This is a genomic window from uncultured Flavonifractor sp. (genome assembly GCF_944385615.1).
Taxonomy (GTDB): Bacteria; Bacillota; Clostridia; order Oscillospirales; family Oscillospiraceae; genus Flavonifractor.
Genome location: NZ_CALWXV010000026.1, coordinates 1 through 17,227 on the forward strand (window position 1 = coordinate 1; position 17,227 = coordinate 17,227).

Here is a 17,227-nt window from a genome sequence, read left to right on the forward strand (position 1 = left end):
ACTATGAAGGAGGGAAGCAAAGTGCCCAGAAGAGGAAACGTACCCAAGCGGGAGGTTCTGCCCGATCCTATCTACAATTCCGTCCTGGTGACCAAGCTGGTCAACAGCATCATGCTGGACGGTAAGAAGGGCGTGGCCCAGAAGGTGGTCTACGGAGCTTTCGACATCATCAAGGAAAAGACCGACAAGGACCCCCTGGACGTGTTCACCACCGCTCTGGAGAACATCATGCCGTCCCTGGAGGTTAAGGCCCGCCGTGTGGGCGGCGCCACCTATCAGGTGCCCATCGAGGTTCGGCCCGAGCGCCGGCAGACCCTGGGTCTGCGGTGGCTCACCACTTACTCCCGCAACCGCAGCGAAAAGACCATGAAGGAGCGGCTGGCCGGTGAGATCATGGATGCCTCCAACAACCTTGGCTCCGCGGTCAAGAAGCGTGAGGACACCCACAAGATGGCCGAGTCCAACAAGGCGTTCGCTCACTATCGCTGGTAAGGAGTTAGAGTATGCCTAGGAAAGTTACCTTAGAGAATACCAGAAACATCGGCATCATGGCCCACATCGATGCCGGTAAGACTACCACTACCGAGCGCATCCTCTATTACACCGGCGTTAACTACAAGATCGGTGAGACCCATGATGGTACTGCCACCATGGACTGGATGGCGCAGGAGCAGGAGCGCGGCATCACCATCACCTCCGCCGCCACCACCTGCTACTGGACTGGCTCCAAGCAGCAGTTCCCCCAGACCCGTATCAACATCATCGACACCCCGGGCCACGTGGACTTCACCGTAGAGGTGGAGCGCTCCCTGCGCGTGCTGGACGGCTCTGTGACCGTTATGTGCGCCAAGGGCGGCGTTGAGCCTCAGTCCGAGACCGTGTGGCGTCAGGCCGACCACTACAAGGTCCCCCGCATGATCTACGTCAATAAGATGGACATCATGGGCGCTGACTTCTACAACGTGCTCAACATGATCCACGACCGCCTGAAGTGTAATGCCGTGCCCATCCAGCTCCCCATCGGCTCCGAGGATACCTTCAAGGGCATCATCGACCTGGTGGAGATGGACGCCGACATCTACTACGATGAGCTGGGCAAGGACATGCGGGTGGAGGAGATCCCCGCCGACATGATGGAGCTGGCTCAGGAGTACCGCACCAAGCTGGTGGACGCCTGCGCCGACATCGACGACGAGATCATGGAGCTTGCTCTGGAGGAGAAACCCATCCCCGAGGATATGCTGCGCCGTGCCCTGCGTAAGGGCACCATCGAGAACCTGCTGGTTCCCGTGACCTGCGGCACCTCTTACCGCAACAAGGGCGTACAGAAGCTGCTGGACGCCATTGTGGATTTCATGCCCTCTCCTCTGGACATCCCCGCCATCAAGGGCACCAATCCCGAGACCGACGAGGAAGACGAGCGTCCCGCCGACGACAACGCTCCCTTCTCCGCTCTGGCCTTTAAGATCATGACCGACCCCTACGTGGGCCGTCTGTCCTTCTTCCGTGTGTACTCCGGTAAGCTCACCACCGGCTCTTCCGTGCTCAACAGCACCAAGAACCAGAAGGAGCGTATGGGCCGCATCCTTCAGATGCACGCCAACCACCGTGAGGACATCGAGGAGGTCTTCTCCGGCGATATCGCCGCCGCCGTGGGTCTGAAGAACACCACCACCGGCGATACCCTGTGCGACGAGAAGGCTCCCATCATTCTGGAGTCCATGGAGTTCCCCGACCCCGTGATCCGGGTGGCCATCGAGCCCAAGACCAAGGCCGGTCAGGAGAAGATGGGCCTGGCTCTGGTGAAGCTGGCCGAGGAGGACCCCACCTTCAAGACCTACACCGACGAGGAGACTGGTCAGACCATCATCGCCGGTATGGGCGAGCTCCACCTGGAGATCATCGTGGACCGTCTGCTCCGCGAGTTCAAGGTGGAGGCCAACGTGGGCGCACCCCAGGTCGCCTATAAGGAGACCATCAAGAAGTCTGTCGAGCAGGATACCAAGTATGCCCGTCAGTCCGGCGGTAAGGGCCAGTACGGCCATGTCCGCATCACTGTGGAGCCCAACGAGCCCGGCAAGGGCTATGAGTTCCTCAACGAGATCACCGGCGGCGTCATCCCCAAGGAGTATATCCCCGCGGTCGACGCCGGTATCCAGGGCGCCATGCAGGCGGGTATCCTGGCCGGTTATCCCGTGGTGGACGTGAAGGTCCACCTGACCTTCGGCTCCTATCACGAGGTTGACTCCTCCGAAATGGCGTTTAAGATTGCCGGCTCCATGGCCTTCAAGGAGGCCTGCCGCAAGGCCGACGCCGTTCTGCTGGAGCCCGTCATGAAGGTTTCCGTCATCGTGCCCGACGAGTATCTGGGCAACGTTATCGGCGATCTGACCAGCCGCCGCGGTATGATCCAGGGCCAGGAGAGCCGCCCCGGCGCCACTCAGGTGGACGCTCTGGTGCCTTTGGCCAGCATGTTCGGCTATGCTACCGACCTGCGTTCCTCTACTCAGGGCCGCGGTCAGTACTCCATGGAGCCCCACAGCTATGTGGAGATCCCCAAGAGCATTGCCGAGAAGATCATTGCCGAGCGCGGCCGCAAGGAAGACTGATTTTTCTTGCGTCATAATTCCCGCAACAAAGGTATTGCATTTTATTCTGCAATGCTATACAATATTTTCGCATTTATGTGGAAATAACCCCATCTTAATTTGAATCATTAAGGAGGACACTTAAAATGGCTAAGGCTAAATTTGAGCGTACCAAGCCCCATGTCAACATCGGCACCATCGGCCACGTTGACCACGGCAAGACCACTCTGACTGCTGCTATCACCAAGTATCTGGCTCTGAAGGGTCAGGCTCAGTACGAGGACTACTCCAGCATCGATAAGGCTCCTGAGGAGCGCGAGCGCGGCATCACCATCAACACTGCCCACGTGGAGTACGAGACCGATGCCCGTCACTATGCCCACGTTGACTGCCCGGGCCACGCCGACTATATCAAGAACATGATCACCGGTGCTGCCCAGATGGACGGCGCTATCCTGGTTATCGCCGCCACCGACGGCCCCATGGCTCAGACCAAGGAGCACATCCTGCTGGCCCGTCAGGTGGGCGTGCCCGCCATCGTGGTCTTCCTGAACAAGTGCGATCAGGTGGACGATGAGGAGCTGCTGGAGCTGGTTGAGATGGAGGTCCGCGAAACCCTGTCTAACTATGAGTTCCCCGGCGACGATATTCCCATCATCAAGGGCTCCGCTTTGAACGCTCTGACCTGCGAGTCCGGCAATCCCGACGATCCCGACTTCGCCTGCATCAAGGAGCTGATGGACGCTGTCGACTCCTATATCCCCACTCCCGAGCGTAAGGCTGACCAGCCCTTCCTGATGCCCGTTGAGGACGTCTTCACCATCACCGGCCGCGGCACCGTTGCTACCGGTCGTGTGGAGCGCGGCGTCATCAAGATGAACGAGGAAGTCGAGATCGTTGGCCTGACCGACGAGAAGAAGAAGACCGTCGTCACCGGCATCGAGATGTTCCGCAAGCTGCTGGACTACGCTGAGGCTGGCGACAACATCGGCACCCTGCTGCGCGGCATTGCCAAGACCGACATCGAGCGTGGCCAGGTTCTGTGTAAGCCCGGCTCCATTCACCCCCACACCAAGTTCGTGGGCCAGGTGTACGTCCTGAGCAAGGACGAGGGCGGCCGTCACACCCCCTTCTTCAACAACTATCGTCCTCAGTTCTACTTCCGTACCACCGACGTGACCGGCGTCATCACTCTGCCCGAGGGCACTGAGATGTGCATGCCCGGCGATAACGTCGACATGAAGGTGGAGCTGATCACCCCCATCGCCATCGAGAAGGGCCTGCGTTTCGCTATCCGTGAGGGTGGCCGTACCGTGGGTTCCGGCGTTGTTATCGAGATCGAGGAGTAATTAACTCCTTTTGCAAAGAAGACCTGCCGTAAGGCAGGTCTTCTTTGCGTAGGAGGGTGTCCGTTCGAAGGAAAAGCGTTGTTATTGATATTGAGGAGTAATCTACTCCTGTCAGAAGAGAGCCAGCCAAGAGGCTGGCTCTCTTTTTGTTAGGAGGGGCCCGCCATAATCTATGGCTGCCTGCCTTTAAGGTCGGAGAAAAGAGTGGGGCTTGTCCAGGACGGAAAGCTATGATAAAATAGCCGCAGCCGTAGAAAGGAAGAAAGCTATGCTTACAAATTTGACCAGTATATCGCCGGAGGAGGCCGAGGAGACCATCCAGACGGTGACCGGCTTTTTCAGCGACCTGAACCTGCAAAAAATCATCACCATCATACTGCTTTTTGCGGGCTGTATGGTGGCTATGAAGATCATTTTGAAAGTAACCGACCGGGCTTTCCGCAAGCTGGAAGTGGAGAAAAGTCTCCACACCTTTCTCCACGCTGCGCTGCGGGTGATCCTGTGGCTCATTACGGTCTGCATTGTACTGGACTATGTGGGCGTGCCCATGACCAGTCTGGTGGCAGTGCTGGGAGTCATCGGTCTGGCGGTATCTCTGGCCATCCAGGGGACCCTTTCCAATCTGGCCGGCGGTATTCAGGTATTGGTATCCAAGCCCTTTAAGGCGGGGGATTTTGTGGAGGCCGGCGGCGTCAGCGGTACGGTGAAAGAGGTGGGACTGGCCTATACCAAGCTGAATACCATTGACAATAAAGTGATTTCCGTACCTAATGGACAGATTTCGTCAGAAAAGATCATCAATTACACCACCGCCGAGCAGCGCCGGGTGGATCTGAAGTTTGATGCCTCCTATGACGCCCCCGCTGAGCAGGTGCTCGCCGCCATCAAAGGGGTGATCAGCGCCCATCCCAAGGCGCTCTTTACCCCAAAGCCTTTTGTGCGGGTATCCGCCTATAAGGACAGCAGTATTGAATACAGTATCCGGGTCTGGTGTGCCACGGCGGACTATTGGGACCTTTACTATGACTTGCTGGAGCAGGTGAAAAAAGCCTTTGACGAACGGGGCATCGAGATCCCGTACAATCATTTAAACGTCCACCTGATCCCACCGGAGAAACAAGCATAATAGGGGAGATGATATGTGCGGCGCCCTAGGGAGCGCCGCACATTCTGTCAGCCGGGCATGGTCAGCCCATGGATAAAGCCTCCCAGTTGAGGAGACAGCACATCTCCGCCAATCACTGTATTCTTGTAGATCAACAAACCGGCCTGGATGCCGGTTTCACCAGTGGGATAGTTGTTGATGGCATAGGTATAGCGCTTGACCCGCTTGCCCTGGTAGTCGGTCAGATCAAAGCCCTGAGCGGTTTGAAGATCCAGGTACTGGGTATAGCTCTCATCAAAGGTTTCCGGGATCAGCAGCTCTTCCACCGCCGTGGGCTCCTGGGAGACCTGCCAGCCGTAGCTTTCCAGATAGGCCACACGGTCCTCGTTGGTCTTGATCCCGGTGGGGCTGACCACGCCGGAGACCGCCGTATCCTGCCCCCCCAGACCTGCCGCAGCCAGCAGGATCCCGCATACAACCGCCGCGGCGGCGGCCACAGCCAGAATCGGCCCTTTTCGGACCCTGGCGGTAATGATAAACACAGCGCAACGCCCCTTTCCCAAAATGCTGGTATAAAAAGGGTATGTATCCGGCAGGCAGCTTATGCCGGGAAATGGGGAAACGGACAAGGAGGTCTGTCAGTGGAACGTCTGGATAAGATTTTAGCCAATACCGGCCGCTGGTCCCGGAAAGAGGCGAGGGAGCTGGTGCGGGCGGGCCGGGTGACGGTAAACGGAGCCGTTGCCGCGTCTCCTGAGGAGAAGTGGGACCCGGCCGCTCAGTTTTTGATAGACGGTATGCCGGTTTCCGGGGAGCGGCTGGTCTATCTGATGCTCCACAAGCCCGCCGGGCTGGTGTCCGCCACGGAAGACCCCCGGCAGCCCACAGTGCTGGAGCTGCTGCCGGAGCATCTGAAGCGGGTGGGACTCTTTCCGGCGGGGCGGCTGGACAAGGACACTGAGGGCCTATTGCTGCTCACCAACGACGGGGAGATGGCTCACCGGCTGCTCTCTCCCCGCCGCCATGTGGACAAGACCTACTTTGTCCGGGTGGAGGGGGCGCTGGACACCGCTGACACGGCGGCATTTTCCACAGGAATGACTCTGGGGGACGGCCTGGTGTGTATGCCCGCCGGGCTGGAGCTGCTGGAGGAAGCGGATACCGCTATCGTTACCCTGCGGGAGGGAAAGTACCATCAGATCAAGCGGATGCTGGCCAGCCGTGGCAAACCGGTACGTTACCTCAAGCGTCTGACCATGGGGCCACTGTCCCTGGACCCAGCTCTGAAGCGAGGGGAGTGGCGGCCGCTGACCGGGGAAGAATTGGCCGCGCTGCGTACTGTTGCAGGACTTTGAGCGGATGCCGGGAGGCCCTTGGTCTGTACGCCACCCCTTTTTAGTCAATATCACCAAAAAACTTTAAAAAAGCTATTGAAAAGAGCAAAAAAAACCGGTATAATAGTGGCTGTTGAATGAACTTGTCTGCCGGAGCCGTTTTCTGGCGGAAACAGGGCCTGTTTTGTCTCAAATTTGACGGGCAGGACCCGGTTGATTACGACAACAAAGCGGGATTTTAAGGAAGAAATCCCGCGTCTATCCAGATCGGGCGGAGTTGGAACGCCCTTGTGTGTGTTATTTGAATGAGAGGCAGAGATCCTGAGCCAGGGATGAATATAAGGAGGCATACGACCATGTCCAGCAGAATTTTTCAGAGCGTTGTCTTGCAGATGAAAGACAGCACAGAACGGGCCATTGGTGTCATCGATTCTGAGGGTACGGTTGTGGCCTGTAATGAGCTCAGCTGTATCGGGGAGCACTGGCCCGGTGCGGTTGAGGCGGTCAACCGGGGCGAAGGAGACACCGTGCGCTTTGAAGGGCGTACTTTTAAGGCGCTGGCCGGCTGGGGTTCCCAGTTTGACTACGCCGTCTTTGCCAAGGGCGAGGATGCCGAGGCCAACATGGTGTGCTCGATGGCCACAGTGGCGCTCAACGGCGCCAAGACCTATTATGAGGAGAAGCACGATAAGGCTACCTTTGTCAAGAACATCATCTCGGACAACATTCTGCTGGGGGATATCTATGTCCGGGCCAAGGAGCTCCATTTTGTCTCTGAGGCGCCCCGGGCGGTTTTCCTGATCCGGCAGGTGGAGACCACCGACCCCGCCCTGATCGACGTGGTCCACGCGCTCTTCCCCGATAATCAGGTGGATTTTGTCCTCTCCATCAGCGAGACCGACGTTGCCCTCATCAAGCAGCTCAGCGAGGGGGCGGAGATTCGGGATCTGCACAAGATCGCCAAACAGATCGAGGATAAGATCACCGAGGAGCTCCATATCCGGGTGGTCATCGGTATCGGCACCATCGTGGGCCACATCCGGGAGCTGGCCCGGGCCTACAAGGAGGCCGGCATCGCCATCGACGTGGGCCGGGTGTTCGATACCGAAAAGAGCATCATCAACTATGAGAACCTGGGCATTGGACGGCTGATCTATCAGCTGCCCACTACCCTGTGTGAGATGTTCCTCCAGGAGGTCTTTAAGAAGAACCCCATCGACGCTCTGGACCAGGAGACCCTATTCACCATCAACAAATTCTTTGAAAACAACCTGAACGTGTCCGAGACCGCCCGGAAACTCTTTGTCCACCGCAATACTTTGGTGTACCGGCTGGAGAAGATCAAGAAGCTGACCGGTCTGGATCTGCGGGAGTTTGACGACGCCATCACCTTCAAGGTGGCGCTGATGGTCAAAAAGTATCTGATCTCCCGGGGCATCGATAACTGAACCCAGACTGCGAGCCGCAGAGGACATCGCCCCTGATGTCTTCTGCGGCACGTGAGTTTGTCCCCAATCCATAAAAAGAGGTATACAGCGTGATACGTCTGATCGACATTCAAAAGTCCTATGATAACGGGACCAAGGCCCTGAAAGGGGTCAATCTGCGCATTGACGACGGCGAGTTCGTCTTTCTGGTGGGACCGTCCGGCTCGGGTAAGTCTACCATTCTGAAGCTGATTACTGCTGAGATCGCCCCCACCGGAGGGCGGCTGATGGTCAACGGCTACAATCTGAATAACATTACGCCCCGTCAGGTGCCCCACATGCGGCGTACCCTGGGGGTCATCTTTCAGGATTTCCGCCTGATCGAGAAAAAAACCGTGAAGGAGAATCTGGTTTTTGCCATGCAGGCGGTGGGTGCTTCCCCCAAAGAGATCCGCAAGCGGGTGGCCTATGTGCTGGATCTGGTGGGATTGCTGAACAAAGGGAATCAGCGCCCTGACGAGCTCTCCGGCGGTGAGCAGCAGCGCGTGGCGATTGCCCGCGCCCTGGTCAACAATCCACAGATGATCATCGCCGACGAGCCCACCGGCAATCTGGACCCCATGCGCTCTCTGGAGATCATGATGCTGTTGGAGCGCATCAATGAGCTGGGCACCACCGTACTGGTGGTCACCCACGAACGGGAACTGGTCGACCGCTTCTCCAAGCGGGTGGTGGCCATTGAAAACGGCAGAATCATCAGCGACGAGACAGGCGGGTATTATAACAATGAGACAACGATATAGTTTTGGCTATCTGTTTTCCGAGGGATTTCACAGCATTTTTACCCACGGATTTATGTCCTTTGCAGCAGTGTGCATGATTGTGTGCTGTCTGCTCATTATGGGTTCCTTTTCTCTGGTGGCGGTGAACGCGGAGAATATGTTCAGCGACTTAGAGCAGGAAAACCAGTTTACGGCATACATAGATGAAGCGCTTACCCAGGAGGAGGCCCGGGCCCTTCAGGATGACATTGAGGCGGTGCCCAATGTAGCCCGGGCGGAGTTTGAGAGCAAGGAACAGGCCCAGACGGAGTTTGAGGCCGACTATGACGGAAACCCGCTGTTTGAGGGACTGCCCTCCAGCGTCTACCGGGACCGGTTTCACATCTATCTGGACGATATCAGCCTTCTGACCCAGACAGAGGATGCGGTGAAGCAGGTGGACGGGGTGGCCTCCACCAAGTCGGCTCCCGAGATCGCCGAGGGATTTACCGTCATCCGCAACATCGCCAGCGCGGTGGCTGTGATCCTGGTGGCCATCCTGCTGTTGGTCAGTCTGTTCATCATCTCCAACACCATCAAGCTGGCCACCTTCAACCGGCGGGAGGAGATCGCCATCATGAAGATGTGCGGCGCCACCAATGCCTTTGTCAGATGGCCCTTTGTGTTTGAGGGTATGATCCTGGGCCTCACCGGCGCTATTGTGGGCTTTTTCCTCCAGTGGGGTGTGTATGCCCTGGTAAGTCAGGCCATCAGCACCTCCGATACCATCCAGCTCATTCAGATCCTGCCCTTCCAGCCCATGGCCCTGTGGGTATTGGCGGCCTTCCTGGTCACCGGTCTGGTCATCGGCGTGGTGGGCTCTGTGCTGGCCATTCGTAAATTCCTGCAGGTGTAATGATGCATGAGGCATCCCGGAAAAGGAGAAAGAATCGTGGCAAAAAACAGCAAGAATTCAAATCAGAAAACCAATGTCCGCAGATGGGATTCCCGCCGGATTGTGGTGGGCGTATTGGCGGTGGTTCTGGCGCTTTTGATGCTACTGCCCATCTTCAGTATGATCGCGGGCAACGCCAGCGCTGTGACCCAGAGTGAGATCGACGCGCTGAAGAAGGAGCAGCAGGAAAGTCAGGCCAAGCAGCAGGAGCTGAAGGAGCAGCTGGCCGATGTGGAGGCGGATCAGCAGGCCGCCCAGCAAAAGCGGGAGCTGCTCACCCAGCAGCTCAACGCCATCAACGCCGAGATCAAGAACATTGACGCTCAGATCGCCTATTATGACGGCGAGATCGCCCAGAAGGAGGAAGAGCGCAAGGAGGCGGAGGCCCGGGAGCAGGAGCAGTATGAGCTCTTCTGCCAGCGAGTGCGTCTGATGGAGGAGGAGGGCACCGTATCCTACTGGTCCATCCTCTTCAACGCCGAAAACTTTTCCGACCTGCTGGACCGTATCGCTGATGTGGATGCGGTCATGGACTATGATAACGCGGTCATGGATCAGCTCATCGCCACCCGGCAGGAGCTGGAGCGGCTCCAGGCTGAGTTGGAGAGCGCCCGGGCGGAGGAGCAGGCCGCCAAGGAACAGCAGGAGGCCAAGAAGGCGGAGCAGCAGGCCAAGGTGGCGGAGGCCCAGAAGCTGCTGGATCAGATCAACGCCAACATTGAAGAGGTCAACCGGCAGCTGGACGAGGAGAGCGCCGCCGCCGCTGATATCCAGGCGGAGATCGCCAAGAAGCAGAAGCAGCTGGAGGAACAGCGCAAGCAGCAGAACATTGTGATCTCCTCGGAGACCGGCTATCTGTGGCCCCTGCCCGGCTATTACCGGCTGTCCTCTCAGTTTGGCTATCGCATCCACCCCATCACCGGCGTGGCCCACAGCCATACCGGTATTGATATCCCCGCATCGGGTGGCACTTCCATTCTGGCGGCCAAGAGCGGCCAGGTGGTCACATCTGCCTACCACTACTCCTATGGTAACTATGTGGTCATTGACCATGGCAATGGCAACTCCACCCTCTATGCCCACATGCGCTCCCGGGCGGTGAGCGAGGGCCAGATGGTGACCCAGGGGCAGGTCATTGGTTATGTGGGTACCACCGGCAGTTCCACCGGCAACCATCTGCACTTTGAGGTGCGGGATAACTATACCCGGGTGGACCCGGAGAGCAAATATCCCAGCCTGAATTTGACTGCCCCCTGGTAAATAGGGTATCATTACATCAGAAACAAGGGAGGAGGGGGTGACCCCTCCTCCCTTGTTTTTATATTCCCTTCAGAAAGGAAATGATCTGCGTGCGAACAAAACGGTTTTCCCTGATCCATCTGTTGATTCTGCTGCCGGTAACGGTGCTTTTGACGGCGGCGGCAGTGCTGGGCATCCTATACCAGACGGTAGGGAAGGAGGGGCTTTCCCTGCTGGAAGGGCTGAGCCTCATCAATGAGAAATTTGTGGGGGAGTATGACGAGGGCCAGGTGGTGGACGCCGCCCTGGAAGGTATGGTGGAAGGTCTGGGCGACCGTTGGAGCTACTACCTGACAGAGGAGGAGTACGAAGCCCAGAACCAGCGCCGCACCAATCAGTATGTGGGTGTGGGCGTGACCGTCAACTACGAGTCGGAGGAAGGACTCCAAATCATAGAGGTGACCGCCGGTGGACCGGCTGAGGCGGCCGGCCTTCAGGCCGGGGAGCTGATTACTGCCGTGGACGGGTTTTCTCTGGCGGGAGAGGCCCGCTATGAGGGAGCCGAACGCATTCAGGGAGAGGAGGGTACCACCGTTACCCTGGAGGTCCGGAGCGCTGACGGACAGACCCGGACTGTGGAGCTGACCCGTACCCGGTTGGAGACCGACCCGGTGACCGCCCAGATGCTGGAGGGGAATGTGGGCTATGTGGGCCTGGCCAACTTCTACGACCACAGTGCCGACCGGCTGAAGGAGGAGGTTACCCGGCTCCAGGAGGAGGGGGCGACCGCCCTGGTCTTTGATATGCGCAACAACGGCGGCGGCTATCTGAGCCAGCTCACCGACATGCTGGACTTTTTGCTGCCGGAGGGCCCCATCTTTATCAGCCGGGACCGGGCGGGCAATGAGGAGATTACCCAGTCGGATGCCTCCTGTGTGGACCTGCCCATGGCGGTGCTGGTCAACGCCGATACCTATTCCGCCGCTGAGTTTTTTGCCGCCGAGCTCCAGGAGCAGGGAGTGGCGGTCATCGTGGGAGAGCCCACCAGCGGCAAGGGCTATTCCCAGCAGACCTTCCAGCTGCCTGACGGCAGCGCCATGGCCATTTCCACCGGGGCTTACTTTACCGGCAGCGGTACCTCCCTGATCGGCACCGGTCTGACCCTGGACAAGGAGGTCTATCTCACCGGGGAGGGGGATGCCCAGCTGGAGGCCGCTCTGGAGCTTTTGACAGGAAACAAGACAGAAGCTCAGGATTGAGTATATATGAAAATAGAACAGGGCCTGCTGCAAAACACTTGCAGCAGGCCCTGTTGCTCAGTCTTAGGTGTGGTCTCTGTCCCGCAGGTCGCGGAAAAGCAGCGTGATACACCAGAGAGCTGCCACACCCACCAGGGTATAGACAACGCGGCTGAAGGCACTGGCCTGTCCGCCGAACAGAAAGGCCACCAGGTCAAACTGAAAAAGTCCGATGCTGCCCCAGTTCAGTCCGCCGATGATGGCAAGAGTCAGGGCAATTTTGTCCAGGATCATAGGATATGCTGCCTCCTCCAAATTGAGATACCGCACATAGCATATCCTCTTTTACGCGCAATATACAAAAATGAATCAAAAGTAAGGGCTCAGCCGCCGCTGAGCAGCTTGCCCAGCCAGCCACGCTTGAGTTCCACCGCTTTCTGGGGACAGAGCTCATGACAGCAGTAGCAGCGGATACAGGAGCGGGGATGGACTTTGGCCTTGCCGCCGGAGCCTGTCATAGTGATGGCCTTGCCGGGACAGGCGTTTTTGCAGATGGCACAGCCTACACACAGATCTTCCTGGATCTTGGGGGTCTGGGACAGCAGGCTTTTGCACAGCCGCCCCGCCGCCCCGGTGAGAGGTCCTAAAAACTCCATCAGATTGCTCCGCACATTAGCCGGAAATTGATAATCCGAAATGCGCAGCTGGTCTAGGGGCGGGCCGATCAGCTCCACTTCCTCCGGCCGGGTGGGGGCAAGCCCCCGCTCCTGGGCGGCCAGCAGCAGAGGGTTACGCTCTCTGGGAAGGCCCATGATCTCCCCGGCGATCACATCCAACGCCAGGGGATTGTCCGACAGCAGCAGCAGTCCTACCGGACGGGGTGTGCCGGAAGAGCCGGGGCCCTCTCCCTCCATGGCCAGGATTCCGTCCATCACGCACAGCCGGGGCGCCATAAAGCCGATCAGGTCCAGCAGGACCTGGGCAAACTGGGCCTGGCTAGGGTGGGAGCCATGAAAGCCTACCTTGGTCAGACCGGGGATGATGCCAAAGCTGTTCTTTACCGCCCCGGTCATACCCATAAAGACATGGGTTTTCATTTTACACAAATCAAAAATGCCGTCGGAGTCCAGCACCGGGGCGATGATCTCCGCCTGACGGAGCACACGGCCCTGGGGCAGGTCCACCAGCCGGGCGGAAGGGTCCATGCACAGCTCCGCACCGCTGTTTTGGGCGGCCTGTGCCATGCCGGTTTTCTCGTAAAGATTGCGCAGGACAGACTCCTTTTGCACATAGCCGCCAGGGCTGTCGGTGATGAGAGCGGTCCCTCCGGCCTCCGCCACCAGCTTGGCAATGGCCTCCACCACCGCCGGGTGGGTACAGATGGCCGTCTCCGGCGGCGCAGGCCGCAGCAGATTGGCCTTGAGCAGAATCCGCTCCCCCGGGCGGACAAAGCGCTCCATGCCACCCATACGTCCTACCGCCTCCCGCAAAGCGGCCTCCGCCCCGGCGTAATCGGCGCAGGGGACGGCAAAAACCTGGTATCCCATCAGTCCAGGGATTTGGGCCCGAATCCATGGGGGAGCAGTTCATGGAGGGGGAGACGGATGAACTGCCGATCCTTTCGGGCCACCAGTACGGTGAGATCGGGGGCAAATTCGTAGAGCATCTGCCGGCAGGAGCCGCAGGGCCAGCAGTAGTCGGTAGAATTGCCCACCACAGCCAGACAGACAAAGTCGTCACGGTGGCCCTCGCTTACCGCCTTGACCAGTGCGGTGCGCTCAGCGCAGATGGTGGAGCCGTAGGCGGCGTTTTCCACATTGCAGCCGGTAAACACCATGCCGTCCCCGCAGAGCAGGGCGGCGCCCACCGGGAAGTGAGAATAGGGGACATAGGAACGCTCCAGCATGGTGAAGGCCAGTTCCACCAGGTCTTGGTCAGTCATGGAAATCCCTCCAATCAAAATAAAAGGGTGGTAGAATGCGTGTGGATTCTCATTCTACCACCTTTTTTTTCAGGTGACAACTCCCCGTTCATATCCTGCCGGAGAAGGGGACCCGGTGGACCAGCAGAATGGAGACCCCGCCGGTGACCGCGCCGGTGACCAGAGAGCACAGCAGCAGGGGGGGCAGGTAGACCAGAGGGGCCGAGGTCCCCAGCACTGCCATGGCGGCCAGGATCTGGCCGGTATTGTGGGCGGCGGCCCCGGCGATGGATACCCCGAACAGGGACAGCCCGGGCAGCCGCAGCAGAAGGGCCATGCCCCCCAGAGCCAGCAGGCCGCCGGTAAGGGAAAAGGCCAGGGCCATCAGATTTCCACCTAGCAGAGCACCCAGCAGGCAGCGGGCCACCAGGATCAGCAGCGCCTCCCGACCGGACAGGCGGCACAGGGCGTATACTGTGACCAGATTGGCCAGGCCCAGCCGCAGGCCGGGCAGGGGAAAGAGAATGGTCAGCGGCACCAGTCCCTCCGCCACCGAAAGGGCCAGGGCCAGGGCGGTGAGCACCGCCGAGCGGGTGAGCCGCCGCAGGGACACCGACACAGCAAGACCTCCTTTCTGGAAAAATGTTTAGAAAAGAAGGGGAACTTTTCAGCCGGTTACAGCGTCAAAGCCATCAGTCTCTGCGCCTGATAGGGAAATGATCAGCCGGTTGGGCAGGCAGATGATCTGTTGGCCCGGGCGGCTGATCCAGCCGGTGCGGACACAGTCCTGGCTGGGGCAGTCGCTGTGGGCGATGCAGATACGGCCCTGCTCAGCCTGGATGGTCAGGGGATAGGACGCCTCCTGCAACGTGAGGGTGGCTGGTTCCTCCAACTGGTCCAGCCGGTATTGAGCCACCACCGCTCCGTCCAAAGTGACCACGGCGGTGACGGCGGAGCCCTCTGACGGACGGAGCAGAAATACCAGCACCCCGGCCAAGAGCACCACCGCCAGCACCACCAGTCCATCCCACACCGTGGGGCGGCGGCGCTCAGCGGCGGGCGATCTCATACGTATACCCCCGTTCCTCCCCGGCAGGGCGATAGCCCGCCTCCAAACCTTCGGTGACGATAACCCGGTTATCTTCCGTACACAGCACCAGCTCAAAGTCGTCCCGGCTCCGCCAGAAGGCCAGAGCGTCCTCCTCGCCGGCCACAAACAGGGCGGTGGAGAGGGCGTCGGCCAGCATTTGGTTGGAAGAAACCACCGTTACCGACAGCAGACCGCTTTGCGCAGGATAGCCGGTCTTGGGGTCGATGATGTGGTGATAAATCACGCCATTTTGCTCAAAATAACGCTCATAGCCACCAGAGGTGGAGGCGGTCTGATCGCTCAAAGAAAGGACGCACAGAGCCTCTGAGGTGTTCTGGGGATCTTTCACCGCCACCTGCCAGGGGGAACCGTCCAGCTTGCCGCCGATGGCGGTGATGTTTCCCCCCAGGTCCACAAGGGCGGAGGTGACATCGTGCTCCCGAAGGACGGCCTCGGCCCGGCTGGCGGCGAAGCCTTTGGCCACGGCGCCCAGATCCACCTCCATTCCCGCCTGTTCCAGCCGGGCGGCGGAGGCCTCCTCGTCCACAGTGAGCAGGCTGCTGTCTACAAGGGCCATAGCGGCGGAGAGTGAGGCATCGGAGGGGACATGCTGCTCCTCGGTGGTGAAGCCCCAGGCGTCCATCACCGGGGCGATGGTGATATCAAAGTCCCCGGGCAGCAGCTGGGAAATCGACTGGGCGAAGGCCAGCAGCTGGATGACCTCCGGCTCCATGGAAACCAGGGTGCCGTCCCCGGCATGGCTGTTAAGAGCGGAGATCTCGCTGTCCGTGGTGGTGCGGGAGAGCAGCTTGTCCAGCCGTTCCACCTCCTGGCGGGCAGCCTGAATGGCGTCCTCACCGCCGCCATCATAGACCCGGATGGACATGACGGTATCCATGGAAAAGAACTGTACCTGGGCGGGTTCCGCCTCTCCGGAGAGAGCGGCGCATCCCGAAAGAAGCAAAAGACAGAGGAAAAAGGGAAGAAAACGCTTCATGGCAGACTCCATTCTACGGATCTCGTAACAGGACGTTTTTTGACGTGCGAAAAGTACAACACAAAGGAAAAATGGAGGCGAAAAAGGATATATTTTGCAAGAATAACATGATATTTCAGGTGAGAACACTGAGTACCTACCGTCAAACAGATTTCATTTTAACACAGTTTTCACAAATTGAAAAGAGAAAAGGGAATCTACACTTGCAAAGTGCGAGGATTTCTGGTACACTACAATAGATTGATATTCTGAATTGCTTGCCAAGCCGCGGCGGGCACTCAGCTACAGGAGATGGATACATGAACAAGAAAGAACAGAACGCGCAGCGCGCACGGGAGGAAGATATTGTTCTGACCAAGGTCCTTTGGTGGATTTTGGGTGCTGTTGTTTTGGAAGCGCTGCTCCTTCTGGTGAACAAGTTCTATGTGAATTATACTGGTGAACAGGCTGGGGTGGCTGTGGCCCTCCTGGGTATGTTCCAGGTGTTGGCCATTGTGCTGCCCATCTGCTTTGTGCTTTTATTGATTTGGACGCTGATGGCCTGGAAGAGCGGCAAGCCCTATGGTTTGCCCGGCGTGCTGACCAAGATCATGCTGGCTTTGGCTGTGTGTGTGGTGCTGATTTACCTCTACTACGACAAGGCCATCAACTTCCTCTGCGCGGCGGTTCCCGGGGTGGCTGTGCTCGCCCTGATCTACTACCTGTATCAGCGGGAGTTCTTCTTCGCGGCGGTACTGGGCGCGCTGGGCCTTGTGGGCGTGCGCATCGCGCCTGAGGCATCCTCCATGCCTCTGACCGGCTATGGTTATCTGGTAGGGCTGGCGGTGATTCTGCTGGCGGCGGCTGTCTTCTTCCGGTATCTCCAGTCTCACAAGGGTCAGATGACCATCAAGGGGAAAACGGTGGAGATGCTGGCTGGCAACGCCAACTATATCCTCCTCTATGTGACCTGCGTGCTGGTAGCCGCCATCGTAATCGCGGCCATGGTGCTGGGCGGTCTGGCTCTGCTGTACGGTGTGCTGGTGGCATGGCTGCTGATTCTGGCTGTGTACCACACGGTCCGGCTGATGTGATTTTGTTTGTATGAAACCCAAAGGGTGTGTCGCGGTACAAGCCGCAACACACCCTTTTCATTTTTCAGACGGAAAAGTCGTTTTTTGGAAAGAGTTGCAAGAACCCGTTTGTACAGAGTATAATACAAAACATACCGGCGTCTGTATCAG

The 17,227-nt window shown here is 58.5% G+C and carries 18 protein-coding genes; 11 read left to right on the forward strand and 7 right to left on the reverse strand.

Annotated elements, in window-relative coordinates:
* Positions 1–21 precede the first annotated feature (21 nt).
* From rpsG to Q0J75_RS08035, 4 genes are all read left to right on the forward strand, one after another.
* Positions 22–492 carry a 30S ribosomal protein S7 gene (gene rpsG / locus Q0J75_RS08020; RefSeq protein WP_297199411.1) on the forward strand — a complete coding sequence of 157 codons (471 nt, stop codon included), beginning with the start codon at positions 22–24 and terminating at the stop codon, positions 490–492.
* A gap of 11 nt (positions 493–503) precedes the next feature.
* Complete coding sequence (gene fusA / locus Q0J75_RS08025) at positions 504–2,609, forward strand: elongation factor G (protein ID WP_297199322.1); 2,106 nt, start codon at positions 504–506, stop codon at positions 2,607–2,609.
* Positions 2,610–2,734: 125 nt separating this feature from the next.
* A complete protein-coding gene (gene tuf, locus Q0J75_RS08030; RefSeq protein ID WP_297199324.1) occupies positions 2,735–3,937 on the forward strand; it encodes an elongation factor Tu in 1,203 nt (400 codons plus the stop codon).
* A gap of 268 nt (positions 3,938–4,205) precedes the next feature.
* Entirely contained in the window at positions 4,206–5,063 is an 858-nt protein-coding gene (locus Q0J75_RS08035; protein WP_297199327.1) for a mechanosensitive ion channel family protein, read from the forward strand.
* A gap of 47 nt (positions 5,064–5,110) precedes the next feature.
* Here the strand turns inward: Q0J75_RS08035 and Q0J75_RS08040 are convergent, their stop codons facing one another.
* Complete coding sequence (locus Q0J75_RS08040) at positions 5,111–5,584, reverse strand: DUF4830 domain-containing protein (protein ID WP_297199330.1); 474 nt, start codon at positions 5,582–5,584, stop codon at positions 5,111–5,113.
* A 99-nt stretch (positions 5,585–5,683) separates the two neighbouring features.
* On the opposite strand from Q0J75_RS08040, the gene Q0J75_RS08045 reads away from it, so the two are divergent.
* From Q0J75_RS08045 to Q0J75_RS08070, 6 genes are all read left to right on the forward strand, one after another.
* Positions 5,684–6,397, forward strand: coding sequence for a pseudouridine synthase (locus tag Q0J75_RS08045; RefSeq protein WP_297199333.1), 714 nt, complete (start codon positions 5,684–5,686; stop codon positions 6,395–6,397).
* Positions 6,398–6,732: 335 nt separating this feature from the next.
* Complete coding sequence (locus tag Q0J75_RS08050) at positions 6,733–7,824, forward strand: PucR family transcriptional regulator (RefSeq protein WP_297199337.1); 1,092 nt, start codon at positions 6,733–6,735, stop codon at positions 7,822–7,824.
* 89 nt (positions 7,825–7,913) lie between these two features.
* Positions 7,914–8,606, forward strand: coding sequence for a cell division ATP-binding protein FtsE (gene ftsE, locus Q0J75_RS08055; protein WP_297199340.1), 693 nt, complete (start codon positions 7,914–7,916; stop codon positions 8,604–8,606).
* Positions 8,590–9,480, forward strand: a complete 891-nt coding sequence (ftsX, locus tag Q0J75_RS08060; protein ID WP_297199343.1) for a permease-like cell division protein FtsX — start codon at positions 8,590–8,592, stop codon at positions 9,478–9,480. Before ftsE ends, ftsX begins: the two co-directional genes overlap by 17 nt.
* 36 nt (positions 9,481–9,516) lie before the next feature.
* Positions 9,517–10,779, forward strand: a complete 1,263-nt coding sequence (locus Q0J75_RS08065; RefSeq protein ID WP_297199346.1) for a murein hydrolase activator EnvC family protein — start codon at positions 9,517–9,519, stop codon at positions 10,777–10,779.
* Positions 10,780–10,868: 89 nt separating this feature from the next.
* A complete protein-coding gene (locus Q0J75_RS08070) occupies positions 10,869–12,017 on the forward strand; it encodes a S41 family peptidase (RefSeq protein ID WP_297199349.1) in 1,149 nt (382 codons plus the stop codon).
* 63 nt (positions 12,018–12,080) lie between these two features.
* Here the strand turns inward: Q0J75_RS08070 and Q0J75_RS08075 are convergent, their stop codons facing one another.
* From Q0J75_RS08075 to Q0J75_RS08100, 6 genes are all read right to left on the reverse strand, one after another.
* Positions 12,081–12,290, reverse strand: a complete 210-nt coding sequence (locus Q0J75_RS08075; protein ID WP_297199352.1) for a DUF378 domain-containing protein — start codon at positions 12,288–12,290, stop codon at positions 12,081–12,083.
* 89 nt (positions 12,291–12,379) lie between these two features.
* Positions 12,380–13,543: a DUF362 domain-containing protein gene (locus tag Q0J75_RS08080; protein ID WP_297199355.1), complete on the reverse strand. Its 1,164-nt coding sequence runs from the start codon at positions 13,541–13,543 to the stop codon at positions 12,380–12,382.
* Positions 13,543–13,938 (reverse strand): cytidine deaminase, encoded by a 396-nt coding sequence (gene cdd, locus Q0J75_RS08085; protein ID WP_297199358.1) that lies wholly within the window; start codon positions 13,936–13,938, stop codon positions 13,543–13,545. Before cdd ends, Q0J75_RS08080 begins: the two co-directional genes overlap by 1 nt.
* Positions 13,939–14,026: 88 nt before the next feature.
* Complete coding sequence (locus tag Q0J75_RS08090; protein WP_297199361.1) at positions 14,027–14,536, reverse strand: Gx transporter family protein; 510 nt, start codon at positions 14,534–14,536, stop codon at positions 14,027–14,029.
* Positions 14,537–14,584: 48 nt separating this feature from the next.
* Entirely contained in the window at positions 14,585–14,986 is a 402-nt protein-coding gene (locus tag Q0J75_RS08095) for a NusG domain II-containing protein (protein ID WP_297199363.1), read from the reverse strand.
* Entirely contained in the window at positions 14,967–16,004 is a 1,038-nt protein-coding gene (locus Q0J75_RS08100) for an FAD:protein FMN transferase (RefSeq protein ID WP_297199365.1), read from the reverse strand. Before Q0J75_RS08100 ends, Q0J75_RS08095 begins: the two co-directional genes overlap by 20 nt.
* A gap of 299 nt (positions 16,005–16,303) precedes the next feature.
* On the opposite strand from Q0J75_RS08100, the gene Q0J75_RS08105 reads away from it, so the two are divergent.
* Entirely contained in the window at positions 16,304–17,077 is a 774-nt protein-coding gene (locus Q0J75_RS08105; protein ID WP_297199367.1) for a hypothetical protein, read from the forward strand.
* Positions 17,078–17,227 lie beyond the last annotated feature (150 nt).